The organism is Kitasatospora sp. NPDC058063 (assembly GCF_042885395.1).
In the GTDB taxonomy this organism is placed as follows: Bacteria; Actinomycetota; Actinomycetes; order Streptomycetales; family Streptomycetaceae; genus Kitasatospora; species Kitasatospora lactacystinica.
On record NZ_JBHVSD010000006.1, the window covers coordinates 312,737 to 325,578 of the forward strand.

Below are 12,842 nucleotides of genomic sequence, written 5' to 3' on the forward strand. Positions count from 1 at the left end.
GGCCGTGCGGATGCGGCACCCGGCGCCCGGTGGCAGCGTGGAACGGGACACGGCCACCGACGCGAAGGGCGGCAGGACGCCATGGCGCTGCACAAGGGAGCCGGCGGCGACCGCCGGCTGAGCATCGGCCCGTACCCGACCGTCGCCGACCCGTTGGGCGCGATGAAACTGGCCCCGCCGCTGCACCGGCTCGGCGAGGGCCCGGTCGCGGCCGAGACCACGTACCAGCTGATCCACGACGAGCTGATGCTCGACGGCAACGCGAAGCTCAACCTGGCGACCTTCGTCACCACCTCGATGGACGCCCAGGCCACCCGGCTGATGACCGAGTGCCTCGACAAGAACATGATCGACAAGGACGAGTACCCGCAGACCGCCGAACTGGAGCGGCGCTGCGTGGCGATCCTCGCCGACCTCTGGCACGCCCCCGACCCGGACACCGCCGTCGGCTGCTCCACCACCGGCTCCAGCGAGGCCTGCATGCTGGCCGGCATGGCGCTCAAGCGCCGCTGGATGCGGCGCAACCCCGACCGCTACGCCGCCGGGGCCCGGCCGAACCTGGTGATGGGCATCAACGTGCAGGTCTGCTGGGAGAAGTTCTGCAACTTCTGGGAGGTCGAGGCCCGCATCGCGCCGATGGACGGCGACCGCTTCCACCTGGACGCCGAGCGGGCGGTCGCGCTGTGCGACGAGAACACCATCGGTGTGGTCGCCGTGCTCGGCTCCACCTTCGACGGCTCGTACGAGCCGGTCGCGGAGATCTGCGCGGCCCTGGACGCCTTCCAGGAGCGCACCGGCACCGACGTCCCGGTGCACGTGGACGGCGCCTCCGGCGGCATGGTGGCGCCCTTCCTCGACCCGGACCTGTCCTGGGACTTCCGGCTGCCCCGAGTCGCCTCGATCAACACCTCCGGCCACAAGTACGGCCTGGTGTACCCCGGGGTGGGCTGGGCGCTCTGGCGCGACAAGGAGGCGCTGCCGGAGGAACTGGTCTTCCGGGTCAACTACCTGGGCGGCGAGATGCCGACCTTCGCCCTCAACTTCTCCCGGCCCGGCGCCGAGGTGGTCGCCCAGTACTACATCTTCCTGCGGCTCGGCCGGGAGGGCTTCCGGGCCGTCCAGGGCGCCTGCCGGGAGGTCGCCACCTACCTCGCCGGGCGGATCGGGAAGCTGGACGGCTTCCGGCTGCTGACCCGGGGCGACCAGCTGCCGGTGTTCGCCTTCACCACCGACGGGGACGTCCCGTTCGACGTGTTCGACGTCTCGCGGCGGCTGCGCGAACGCGGCTGGCAGGTGCCCGCGTACACCTTCCCCGCGAACCGGGAGGACCTGTCGGTGCTCCGGGTGGTCTGCCGCAACGGCTTCTCGCGGGACCTGGCCGACCTGCTGCTGGCCGACCTCGACCGGCTGCTGCCGGAACTGCGGCGCCAGCCCGTCCCGCTGCAGCAGCTCGGGGTGCCGCCCCGCTCGGGCTTCCACCACTGACACTTCGCACAACCGGGAGAAGGTCACGGCGGGGAGGGCGCAGCGAAGCGCCCTCCCCGCCGGATCATCCCGGCGGACCGGGGCAGCCTCCCCCCGCGAGGCTGCCCCGGTCCGGTGGGGGCCGGGAACGGGTGCGGACCGACGGGTGATCGATCGGCGTCCGAACGGTTCCACCGACGGGCGAACCGCACCGGCCAGAGAACTCTGCACGATGACCACGTGATTGTTCGAGCGCCTCCGGGGGTTGTGAGACACTTCCGTCCGTCTCAGCGCCATGACCTGGGGTTTGGGACGCCAGGCCGATCAGGTTGGAGAAGCGGAGACGCCGAACGGCCCGGGCCGGGACCTGCCGCTCGCCCGTTCCCCGTCCCCGTTTCTCGAGTTTGGAGCGCCCGCGTTGGGTTCCGCCTGGAAGCAGCTGCCCGAGGAGCTGTCCGAGCCCGCCAGACGCCTGGCGGAGGAGCTCCGGGCCGTCAAGGACTCCGCCGGACTGTCGCTGTCCGAACTGGCCGCCCGGACCCACTACAGCCGGGCCTCCTGGGAGCGCTGGCTCAACGGCAAACGGGTCGTCACCGAGCAGGCGCTGGACGCGCTGGCCGGGACGGTCGACTGCGACGCGGCCGCGCTGCGGGCGCTGTGGCGGCAGGCGGTGGCGGGGCCGCAGGCTGCGGCCCCGGTCACGGGCCCGGGCGCGGGCTCCGGCGCAGGCGCAGGCGCGGGCGCGAGCTCCGGCGCGGGCGAGGACGCGGGCCCGGGCCCCGAGGAGCCCGCGGCCAAGAGCCCCGCCCCCGAGGCGACCACCGCCCCTGAACCGGCCGCCGACGAGGCGCCGGCGACCGGGCAGGAGTCCGGGCCCGCCCCCCTCGCCTGGTGGCGGCGTCCGGCGGCGCTGCTCTCCGGCGCGGCCGTGCTGGCGCTGCTGCTGGTGCTGGTGGGCCTGCGGATCAGCCGGCACGACGGACAGGCCTCTGCGGCCGACCGGCCCGCCGCGACGGCCGACGCCGGCACCTCCCCCAGCGCCAAGCCCGCCCCGGGCGCCCCGGCCTGTCAGGCCGTCGGCTGCGCGCACAAGGACCCGAAGACCACCGGCTGCGGCAAGGACGCCCGGACGCTGCAGACCCAGGTGATCGGCAAGGTGGTCGTCTACCTCCGGTACAGCCAGACCTGCCGGGCGGCCTGGGCGGCCATCACCGAGGGCGAGCCGAAGGACTACGCGACGATCAGCGACAGCGCCGGCGACACCGAGACGGCGCTCATCCACTGGGGCTACGACAACTACTCGGCGATGCTGAACGCGGCGGACCCGACCGTCACCTTCCAGGTCTGCGGTTACCAGCCGGCCGGCCACGACTGCACCGGGGTGGTCTCCGACCTGGCCATGGTGGTGGCCTCCACCCCGATCCCGATCGGTCCCGCCTCTCCGCCTCCGGGCACCGGCGCGGGAGCGCCCACGACCCCGGCCCCGGCCACACCGGCCGACCCGGCACCGGCCGACCCGGCGGCACCCGTCGACCCGCCGGCACCGACGGCACCGACCGGGCCGGCGGCACCGGCCGCCGCTCCGACCGAGTCGGCCGGTCCGTCCTGACCGCGACCGGCCGCTAGTCGAGGTAGCCGCGCAGCTGCTCGGCGCCGGCGTGGTCGCGGAGCTTGACCAGGGTCTTCGACTCGATCTGGCGGATCCGCTCCCGCGTGACACCGAACACCGCGCCGATCTCCTCCAGCGTGCGCGGGCGGCCGTCGTCCAGCCCGTAGCGGAGCTGGACCACCTGGCGCTCCCGCTCCCCCAGGGTGGCCAGGACCGCCTCCAGGTGCTGGCGCAGCAGCAGGAAGGTCGCGGACTCGGCGGGCGAGGCGGCGTCGGCGTCCTCGATCAGGTCCCCGAGCGCGACGTCCTCCTCCTCGCCGACCGGCGTGTGCAGCGAGATCGGCTCCTGGGCCAGCCGCAGCAGCTCGCGCACCCGCTCCTCGGTCAGCTCCAGGGCGGCGGCGATCTCGGCCGCCGTCGGTTCCAGGCCGCGCTCCTGGAGCAGGCCGCGCTTGGCCCGGACCACCCGGTTGATCAGCTCGACCACGTGCACCGGCACCCGGATCGTCCGGGCCTGGTCGGCCAGCGCCCGGCTCATCGCCTGCCGGATCCACCAGGTCGCGTACGTGGAGAACTTGAAGCCGCGGGTGTAGTCGAACTTCTCCACCGCCCGGATCAGCCCCAGGTTGCCCTCCTGGACCAGGTCCAGCAGGGTCAGTCCGCGGCCGACGTAGCGCTTGGCGACGGAGACCACCAGCCGCAGGTTCGCCTCGATCAGCCGCCGCTTGGCGATCCGGCCCCGCACCACCAGGGAGTCCAGCTCGCCGGCCAGCGGGTCGGGCGGCGGCGGATCGCCGTTCAGCCGTTCCTCGGCGAAGATGCCGGCCTCCACCCGGCGGGCCAGCTCGACCTCCTCCGCGGCGGTGAGCAGGCGGATCCGGCCGATCTCGCGCAGGTACTGGCGCAGCAGGTCGGCGGCCGGACCGGTGTCCTCGGCGGGCACCCGGCGCTCCCGCCGGTCCCCGGCCCCGGCCCGCGCTCCGGGCGAGGGCTCGAACCCGGACACGGCCCCGAGCTCGGCCTCGGGGACGGCCCCGGTCTCGGGGACCGGGCTGTCCGGGTGGCCCTCCGGCAGGCCCTGGGCGGGGATCCGGGCACCGTCCGGGGGCGCGGCCCGGGCCCGGCCGTGATGGGTCTCCTGCTCCCCGGTCTCCTGCGGACCGGCCGGTCCGGCGGGCTTCGTTCCCGTACTGGTGGTGGTCGCTGCGACGAGGCCTTGCTCCACGGGCATCCCCTCGGGGCGGGCGCGACTCTGGCGGACCCGCGCTGTACGGAGGTGGGACGTCCTCCAGTGTGCGGTACGCCACGCTCCGTGGCCGAGACTCGTGCGCCGACTTTCTGTGAAGCGAACGCTAGAGAGCGGCCGCACCCCGGCTGCGCAGCTCCTGCCCGTACTGCTGGAGCTGCCACAGCTCGGTCTGCACCGCGTGCAGCTGTTCGGCCTCGGCCCGGGGGCCGAGCCGCTGGAGGTAGCCGCGGACCTCGGTGATCCGCCGGTCCACCGCCAGCATGCGCAGCTTGACCAGGAACTCCCCCGCGTAGATCGCGTCCACCTTGCGGCGCGAGCGCACCGGCTCGACGGTCAGCTCGGTGACCAGCGAGCGCACCTGGTCGTCCGGGGACGCCTCGCGCACCGCGCTGGTGAAGTCGGGCAGGCCCGCCCCGTGCGCGGCACCGCCGGCCTTGGCGATGGCCTGCCGGACGGCGGTGTACGGCGGGGTCGGGAACTCGTCCTCGCCGTAGTGGTCGAAGGCCGGACTGACCAGGTCCGGGTGCTGGAGCGCCAGCTTGAGCAGCTCGCGCTCGACGAACTGGGCCGGGTCGCGCGGGTTGAGCCGGAAGGCGGGCTGCGCCGGGCGCTGCGGCTGGGCCGGCTCCGGGCGGCGCTGGGCGGCCGCGCCGCGCGGGTTCTGCTGGCGCTCGCGGTCCCAGCGGGCCAGCTGGGAGATCCGGCGGACGACGAACTGCTCGTCCAGGATGCCGAGCATGCCGGCCAGGCGGACGGCGTACTCGTGCTGGATCGAGCGGTCCTTGATCTTGGCGACGATCGGGGCCGACTCCTCCAGGGCCGCCGAACGCCCCTCCGGGGTGTCCACCCGGTGCCGGGCCACCACCGAGTTCAGCGCGAACTCGAAGAGCGGGACCGGGTTGTCGATCAGGTGCTTGACCGCCTCGTCGCCCTGGGCCAGGCGCAGCTCGCACGGGTCCATGCCGCCCGGGCTGACCGCGATGGAGGTCTTGGCGGCGAACTTCTGGTCGTCCTCGAAGGCGCGCAGGGCGGCCTTCTGGCCGGCCGCGTCGCCGTCGAAGGTGAAGACGGTCTCGCCCCGGTACTGCGAGGTGTCCATCAGCAGCCGGCGGATGATCTTGATGTGGTCCTCGGCGAAGGCGGTGCCGCAGGTGGCCACCGCCGAGGTGACCCCGGCCAGGTGGCAGGCCATCACGTCGGTGTAGCCCTCGACCACCACCGCGCGGCCCGACTTGGCGATCTCCTTCTTCGCCAGGTCGATGCCGTACAGCACGTGGGACTTCTTGTAGATCGGGGTCTCAGGCGTGTTGAGGTACTTCGGGCCGTTGTCGTCCTCGCGCAGGCGGCGGGCGCCGAAGCCGACCACCTCGCCGGCGATGTCCCGGATCGGCCAGACCAGCCGGCCCCGGAAGCGGTCGATCAGGCCTCCGCGCTGGCCCTGCGAGGCGAGGCCGCCCAGCAGGATCTCCTTGTCCGTGAAGCCCTTGCCGCGCAGGTAGCGGACCAGGTGCTCCCACCCCACGGGGGCGTAGCCGACGCCGAAGACCGTGGCGGCCTCCTCGTCGAAGCCGCGCTCGGCCAGGAAGCGGCGGCCGATCTCCGCCTCCGGCGAGGCCAGCTGCTCCCGGTAGTAGGCGGCGGCCACCTTGTGCGCCTCGACCAGCCGGGTGCGCTCGCCCTGCTGGTGGCGGGGGCTGTAGCCGCCCTCCTCGTAGCGCAGGGTGATGCCGGCCTGGGCGGCCATCCGCTCGACGGCCTCGGCGAAGGTGAAGTGCTCGATCTTCATCAGGAAGGCGATGGTGTCGCCGTTCTCCTGGCAGCCGAAGCAGTGGAAGACGCCCTTGGCGGGGTTCACGTAGAAGGAGGCGGACTTCTCGTCGTGGAAGGGGCAGACGCCCTTGTACTCGCCACCGCCACCGTTGGTCAGCTGTACGTAGTCGCCGACCACCGCGTCGATCGGCAGTGCGCTGCGCACCGCCTGTACGTCTTCGTCCCTGATCCGCCCGGCCACTCCGGAAGTCTACTGGGACGGCCGGGCATTCGATCCGCGGCGGCCGCCTCCGGGCGGCTACGCCCAGGCGGCGCCGACCAGCTTGGCGTGCAGGGCCAGGGCCGAGGCGTCCGTGAGGGTGGCGATCTGGTCGATGACCGTGCGCAGGGCGGCGCGGTCGTCCTCGGCCTCGCGGTACATGGCGGCGAACACCGGGTCCAGCCCCTCGGGGGCGCGCTGGGTGAGGACGTACGCCAGCTCGGCGATCACGATCCGCTGGCGGGCCCGCAGCTGGGTCTGCTCGTCGCGCTGCATGACGTAGCGGACGGCGACCGCCTTGAGCACCGCGCACTCCAGCCGGACGTCCCTCGGCACCACCAGCTCGGCGGTGTAGCGGGTGAGCCGGCCGGGGCCGTAGCGGGCGCGGGTGGCCTGCTCGGCGGCCAGGCAGAAGCGGCCGATCAGCTGGCTGGTGAGGTCCTTGAGCCCGCCCCGGGCGCGGGCGGTGCCGTCGTAGGAGCGGGGCCACCACTCCTGGGCGAGCAGCCGGTCCAGGGCGTCGGACAGCTCCTGGGGCTCGGCGTCCCCGGCGTAGCGCTCGGCGACCTTGAAGAGCTCGGCGCGCTCACCGGGCGCGCGCAGGGCGGCCGGGTCGATGTGGCCGGCCTGGAGGCCGTCCTCGACGTCGTGGGTGGAGTAGGCCACGTCGTCGGACCAGTCCATCACGGTGGCCTCGAAGCACTTGCGCCCGGTCGGGGAGCCGGCCCGCAGCCAGCGGAAGACCGGCAGGTCGTCGGCGTAGACGCCGTACTTGGGCGAGGCCGGGTCGGTGGGGTGGGCGCCCTTGGTCCACGGGTACTTGGTGGCGGCGTCGAGGGCGGCCCGGCTCAGGTTGAGGCCGACGCTGCGGCCCGGCCAGGGGGCGAGCCGGGTGGCGGGCTGCTCCTCCTGGGGCGCGAAGCGCTTGGGTTCGAGCCGGGTCAGGATGCGCAGCGACTGGGCGTTGCCCTCGAAGCCGCCGCAGGCCTCGGCGGCCTGGTCGAGGGCCTCCTCGCCGGTGTGGCCGAACGGCGGGTGGCCGATGTCGTGGGCCAGGCAACCGGTCTCCACGAGGTCCGGGTCGCAGCCCAGGGCGGCCCCCAACTCCCGCCCGACCTGGGCGCATTCGAGGGAGTGGGTGAGCCTGGTGCGCGGGAAGTCGCTGCGCATCGGGGCGACCACCTGGGTGGTGCCGGCCAGCCGGCGCAGCGCGGCCGAGTGCAGCACCCGGGCGCGGTCGCGCTGGAAGGCCGTACGGCCCGGGCGCTTGTCGGGTTCGGGGACCCAGCGGGCCTCGGCAGCGTGGTCGTACGGGATCGGGGCGGCGAGGCGGTGCGTGGTGTCGTCCATATGCCCTTCACCGTACGCCCGGCCCCCGACACGCGGGGTGTGCCGCGCACGAAGGAGCGCGGGCCGGGGCGTGAACGGTGCGCGGCGCGCGGGTGCCCGCCCCGGCGAGTCGACCCCACCCGGACGGCGCAGCCCCGCGCGCCCCCTGCGTCCCTGCGTCCCCGCGCCTACGCTCCTGCGTCCCGAACGTCCCCCGGCCCGGGCGGCCTCAGCCCCTGATCGCCTTCAGAACCACGCCGGACACCGCCTCCTGCCCCTTGGCGTTGGGGTGGATCGGCACCAGCCCCTGGGCCGGCAGGGGCGGCTCCACCCAGCGCTTGTCCTCCCCCGCGCACATGTCGTGCCCGGCCGAGGGCCCGGCGAGGTCCACGAACACCGCTCCGGCGGCCTCCGCGCGCTTCTTGAGCATGCCGTTCAGCTGCTGCTGCTTCTCCACCAGGAAGCCCAGGTCGGAGGCGGCCACGGCGTTGCCGAGCACCGGAAGGCAGCTCGCCGGGTCGGCCGGGAGCAGCCCCGGGTACCCGATCACGAACACCCTGGCCTTCGGGGAGCGCTTCTTGACGTCCTGGAGCACCTGGCCGATCCGGTCGCCGGCCGCCTCCACCTTGCGCTGGACGTCGTCGGTGCCGTTGCCGGCCGCGTAGTGGTCCCGGCAGGGCGAATCGCTGATCCGGTCGGCACTGTCGGTGATCACGCCCTTGACGATGTCCACCAGGTTGGCCTTGGCGCACTCGGTCACGACCTCCATGAAGCCGGCGTCGTTGCCGCCGATCCCCAGGGTGACCAGCCGGGTGTCCGCGGTCAGCGCGTCCAGCTGGGCCGGGTTGGTGCCGTCCGCGACCTTCTGCGGACCGGTCAGATCCCCGGTGCGGGCGCCGCTGCAGCTGACGTCCTTGAACTGCCCGGCGGCGAGCGAGAGCCCCTTCGCCACCAGGGACGGGTAGTTGGCCCCGGATCGGTAGCAGGCGCCCGGCTCGCCGACCTGCGGCGGGAGCTTCATCCCGGCCGTGTACGAGTCGCCGAGCGCGACGTACGGACCGGTGGGCGGCGGGGCGGCGGTCGGCGACGGGTCCGCGCCGGCCTGCGCGCGGGCGGGCGTCGCGCCCGCGGTGGCGCTCCCCTGCTGGTCGGTACCGGTGTTGTCGGTGCAGCCGGCCAGCAGCACTGCGGCCAGTCCGACGGTCAGGGCGATGGTCGGGCGTGCGGTCCTCGGCATGGTCTCCCCCCGGGGATACGGGTCACGGTCGGCTCCTTACGGCGGCCCGTCCCCCGGGCACACCAGGGGCCAACGAACGATCGCGGCCGATCACTCCCACCCGCGCCCGATCGCCGCACCACGAGCCGGATCCGGCCGGAATCCGCCCCTCGGACCCCGTCCGGCCGCCCGGTTCCGCCCGCCCGCTCCGGCTGCCCCGGCTACTCCGCGCCGCGCTCGTGCTCGGCCAGGAACTGCTCGAAGCGCCGCCCCAGTTCGTCCGCCGAGGGCAGGTCCGCCGGCTCGGCCAGCAGACTCTCCCGGCCCTCCGCGCCCGCCACGGCGTCGTACTGGCCCTCCATGCCGCGGATCGCCGAGCGCAATTCGCCGTCCCCCTGGGCCAGCTGCTCCTCGATGTCGGCGTAGACCTCGGGGACCCGCTCGCGCAGCCCGGTGCCGGGCAGCACCAGCCCGGTGGCGGACTGCACCGCCTCCAGGACCTGCACGGCCGCCGCCGGGTAGGCGGAGCGGGCCACGTAGTGCGGGACGTGCACGGCGAAGCCCAGGACGTCGTGCCCGGCCTCGCCCAGGCGGTACTCCACCAGCGCCTGGGCACTGCCCGGGACCTGCGCCTGCTCGAACCACTGCGGGTAGCCCGGGGCGAGGTCCAGCCGGTTGCCGTGCGGCGTCAGGCCGACCGGGCGGGTGTGCGGCACGCCCATCGGGATGCCGTGGAAGTCGATGGAGAGCCGCACCTCGAAGCGGTCCACCAGCTCGCGGACGGCACGCGCGAAGCGCTCCCACTCGACGTCCGGCTCGGGGCCGGTGAGCAGCAGGAACGGCGCGCCGGCGGCGTCGTGGACGAGCTGGAGCAGGATCTCCGGCGGGTCGTAGGACGTCCAGTGGTCGTGGTCGAAGACCATCGCCGGGCGACGGGCCCGGTAGTCCACCAGACGGTCGTGGTCGAAGCGGGCCACCACCTGCGGCGCGCCCGTCTCCAGCAGGTGGGCCACCACCTGGCCGCCGGCCTCCCCGGCGTCCATGAAGCCCTCGAAGTGCTGGAGCAGCACGAGGCCGGCACCGGTGTCGCGCAACTGCTCGTTGGCCGCGGCAACGGCGGCCACGCCCTGCTGATCCAGCTCGTACAACGCCTGGAAGTCACGCACCGCGCACCCAACCCCGTTCCCTGCTCGTCCCGGTCGACCGGCTTCTCGTCCTGTCCAGCGCGCCGGGCGCCGCCGGAATTCCCGCGCCCGGCCCCCGTCCTGCGGACCTCCCGTCCGCGGGCCCCGCGGGGCCCGTGCGACGGCTCCCCGGGGGGCTCGCCCGACGGCCTCGGACGAGCGCTCCGGACCATGATCGCACCCGGCCGAAGACTCCCTGGTCAGGGCCCTGCGAGGGGCCGGTCCGCAGGGCACGCGAACGGCCCGCGCGGCCATTCGCGTGCCGCGAAGTGACGCACCGCCTTCTGGCGGGTATCGTCCTCTCGCTGCCTCGCATCGTCGCGTCGTCGCCACGTCGTCCGTAACGCCGTCGGCCACGTCCCGGTCCGGTGCTCGGCCAGCCACCCACGACGCATCTTGCCTTCACCTGGCCGCCTGCTTCCCTTCGCGCTCTCGTACCCTCCTCGGCCATCTCGCGGACGCACACTGTCCCGTCGCTCTTCCCGCCGGACCGGTCCGAGGATCCGTGTCCGTTCCGGCACCCCGCGCCGCCCGTTCCGGGCCGCCGCCCCCACCCCGTCCGACCGGACCTCCGGCGTGCGCGGGTACCCGGCCGGCGGACCCGGGCCCAGGCGTACCCAGCCCAGAGCACCCCGAGCCGTACCCCGGCGCGGGAGGCACCCTCCGACCGATGAAGGACCAAGGTTCCGTGCCCGTACCTGTCATCCTCACCGGCCGCACCGTGCGGCTGGAGCCACTCGCCGCGCACCATGCCGAGGCCATCGCCGAGGCCGGCGCCGAGGACCGTACGACCTACGCCTTCACCCCCGTCCCGCACGGCCGGGAAGCCGCCCGCGACTACGTCGCGCGGGCGCTCGCCGACCAGGCCGCGGGCCGGTCACTGCCGTTCGCGACGGTGAACCTCGCCGACGGCCGGGTGGTCGGCTCCACCCGGTTCCTGGAACTCGACTACTGGCAGGGCCCGATGGTGTGGCCGCCCGCGCCCGGGGTCCCGTTCGGCGATCCGGCCACGGCCGTCCCGGACGCGGCCGAGATCGGCAACACCTGGCTCTCGCCGCGCGCCCAGGGCACCGGCATCAACACCGAGGCCAAGCTGCTGATGCTGCGCCACGCCTTCGAGACCTGGGGCGTGCAGCGGATCTCGCTGCGCGCGGACGCCCGCAACCTGCGCTCGCGCGCCGCCATCGAACGGCTCGGCGCGACCTCCGAGGGCGTCCGCCGGGCGCACTCGCGCGGGCTGGACGGCGTGGTGCGCTCCACCGCGTTCTACTCGATCCTCGACGACGAGTGGCCGGCCGTCCGGGACATCATCGAGCTGCGGATCGCCGCCGCCACCTCGCCGAGCGCCCCGGATCCGGCGATCAACCAGGAGTGCCTTAGACAGGGCGGCAGCGGCGCCGGGCAGCTGATGATCACCGCCTGAGGCCGTCCCGGAACGGCTCGTGGCCGAGGCTCGCGTAGCCCAGGAGGGCCGGCAGGGTGGTGCGGTCGTCCCAGGCCCGGTGGCGTCCCGGGTGCGCCTCGACCAGGGCCTCCACCGGCCGCCAGCCGCCCCGCACCCGGGCCACCCGGACCCGGTAGACCTCCGCGCCACCCACGCTGCGGTGCAGGTGCAGCACGCCCTCGGAGACCACGGAGGCCCAGCGCTCGTCCGTGTCCCGGGCCCGCAGGCCGCGCCTGATCCGCTCCCAGTCGGCGTCCGACCAGAGCAGGTCGGGCACGGGGTGCGGGCGGGGCAGGCCGATCGGCGTCAGGTGGGGTTCGCCGGCCGCGCGGACGCCGCCCGGCTCCGGGAACGCCCAGTCGGGCAGCGGCTCGCAGGCGGCCAGCCAGGTCCGCGGGATGCCGCCGGTGCCGGTGTGCGCGGCCACCACCCCGCCGGTGATCGCCGCGACGGTGTCCATGTCGCCGCCGGCCGCGATCGCGTCCCACACGGCGGCGCGGTAGTCGGCCAGGTTCCGGGCGGCGCACCACAGCGCGTACGGGACGGTGTCCGCCGCGGACGTCCGGCTGCCGTTGCCGAGCACCTGCGCGGCGAGCCGGAAGTCCGGCCGGGCGAGCAGCGCGCGGGCCTCCACCAGGCCGTCCTTGACCGCACCGTTCGGGGTGAGGCCGGCCACCGACTCCAGGAAGCGCTCCGGTGTCATCGGCCGGGTGCGGGCCCGCACCGCGTACGCGGCCGCCACCGCGACCGCGATCGCGCCGTCCACGGCCTGCGGGTGGGTGTGGGTGATGACGGCGGTGTCGGCGGCGGGCCGGACGACGGCGGCCGGGTCCTCGGCGTACGCCGCCCCGAGCGGGGCGACCCGCATCGCGGCGCCGTTGCCGTAGGAGCCCTGGCCGTCGAAGAGTTCGGCGGCCAGCCGCCGGGCGTCGCCGCCCTCGCGGATCAGCCGGAGCAGCCGGTTGGCGGCCGGGCCGTAGCCGCGGTCGAAGTCGTGGCGCAGGGCGAAGGCGTAGGTGAGGTCGAAGGTGTCGATCGCGCCGCGCTCGGTGTGTGCGGCGTGGACCGAGCAGGCCATCTCGGTGTCGTCGGTCCAGGGCCAGGAGCCAGGCGGTTCGGTGCGGGCGGCGAGGTGGGTCCGGGCGGTCTCCGGGACGAAGAACTGGGCTCCGAGGGCGTCGCCCGTGCGGAGGCCGAGGAGCGCGTCCAGCGCGGGGCCGGCGTGCGTGAATGGAATGGTCATATGGCATCCAGCTCAGCGGCTCGGCCACCGTCACGTCAACACCCGTGACCGCCGACCCCACCGACGGGGGATGTT

General features: G+C 74.5%; 8 protein-coding genes and 1 pseudogene. 3 read left to right on the plus strand and 6 right to left on the minus strand.

The genetic code is table 11. The features are described from left to right. Positions 1-81: 81 nt before the first annotated feature. Both ACFVUY_RS13140 and ACFVUY_RS13145 read left to right on the plus strand, forming a co-directional pair. The gene (locus tag ACFVUY_RS13140; RefSeq protein WP_387729658.1) at positions 82-1,485 is read left to right on the plus strand and encodes a glutamate decarboxylase; all 1,404 of its coding nucleotides are present in this window, start codon (positions 82-84) and stop codon (positions 1,483-1,485) included. Between the two features lie 397 nt (positions 1,486-1,882). Continuing rightward, on the plus strand, positions 1,883-3,073 hold the full coding sequence (locus tag ACFVUY_RS13145; RefSeq protein ID WP_387729660.1) for a DUF2690 domain-containing protein: 1,191 nt from the start codon (positions 1,883-1,885) through the stop codon (positions 3,071-3,073). Positions 3,074-3,086: 13 nt separating this feature from the next. Here ACFVUY_RS13145 and ACFVUY_RS13150 read toward each other — a convergent pair. The 5 genes and pseudogenes from ACFVUY_RS13150 to ACFVUY_RS13170 all read right to left on the minus strand — a co-directional run bounded on the left by ACFVUY_RS13150 (position 3,087) and on the right by ACFVUY_RS13170 (position 10,062). Further along, positions 3,087-4,204: pseudogene (locus tag ACFVUY_RS13150) on the minus strand (RNA polymerase sigma factor). A gap of 221 nt (positions 4,205-4,425) precedes the next feature. Then, complete coding sequence (gene dnaG, locus ACFVUY_RS13155) at positions 4,426-6,333, minus strand: DNA primase (protein ID WP_387693796.1); 1,908 nt, start codon at positions 6,331-6,333, stop codon at positions 4,426-4,428. Between the two features lie 57 nt (positions 6,334-6,390). Beyond that, positions 6,391-7,701, minus strand: a complete 1,311-nt coding sequence (locus ACFVUY_RS13160) for a deoxyguanosinetriphosphate triphosphohydrolase (RefSeq protein ID WP_387693795.1) — start codon at positions 7,699-7,701, stop codon at positions 6,391-6,393. Between the two features lie 208 nt (positions 7,702-7,909). Next, positions 7,910-8,917: an SGNH/GDSL hydrolase family protein gene (locus tag ACFVUY_RS13165; protein ID WP_387729662.1), complete on the minus strand. Its 1,008-nt coding sequence runs from the start codon at positions 8,915-8,917 to the stop codon at positions 7,910-7,912. Positions 8,918-9,117: 200 nt separating this feature from the next. Further along, positions 9,118-10,062, minus strand: a complete 945-nt coding sequence (locus ACFVUY_RS13170; protein WP_359902927.1) for a PAC2 family protein — start codon at positions 10,060-10,062, stop codon at positions 9,118-9,120. Positions 10,063-10,768: 706 nt separating this feature from the next. Between ACFVUY_RS13170 and ACFVUY_RS13175 the strand changes: the two genes are divergently transcribed. After that, entirely contained in the window at positions 10,769-11,503 is a 735-nt protein-coding gene (locus ACFVUY_RS13175; RefSeq protein WP_359902930.1) for a GNAT family protein, read from the plus strand. Here the strand turns inward: ACFVUY_RS13175 and ACFVUY_RS13180 are convergent. Next, positions 11,493-12,767 carry an ADP-ribosylglycohydrolase family protein gene (locus ACFVUY_RS13180; protein ID WP_387729665.1) on the minus strand — a complete coding sequence of 425 codons (1,275 nt, stop codon included), beginning with the start codon at positions 12,765-12,767 and terminating at the stop codon, positions 11,493-11,495. The two genes, ACFVUY_RS13175 and ACFVUY_RS13180, sit on opposite strands and share 11 nt — an antisense overlap. Positions 12,768-12,842: the final 75 nt, after the last annotated feature.

What these genes read in the sequence shown, in the direction of transcription:
- ACFVUY_RS13165 (WP_387729662.1), bottom strand. Translation starts at nt 8,917, where the DNA reads ATGCCGAGGACCGCACGCCCGACCATCGCCCTGACCGTCGGACTGGCC.
- ACFVUY_RS13180 (WP_387729665.1), bottom strand. Translation starts at nt 12,767, where the DNA reads ATGACCATTCCATTCACGCACGCCGGCCCCGCGCTGGACGCGCTCCTC.
- ACFVUY_RS13160 (WP_387693795.1), bottom strand. Translation starts at nt 7,701, where the DNA reads ATGGACGACACCACGCACCGCCTCGCCGCCCCGATCCCGTACGACCAC.
- ACFVUY_RS13140 (WP_387729658.1), top strand. Translation starts at nt 82, where the DNA reads ATGGCGCTGCACAAGGGAGCCGGCGGCGACCGCCGGCTGAGCATCGGC.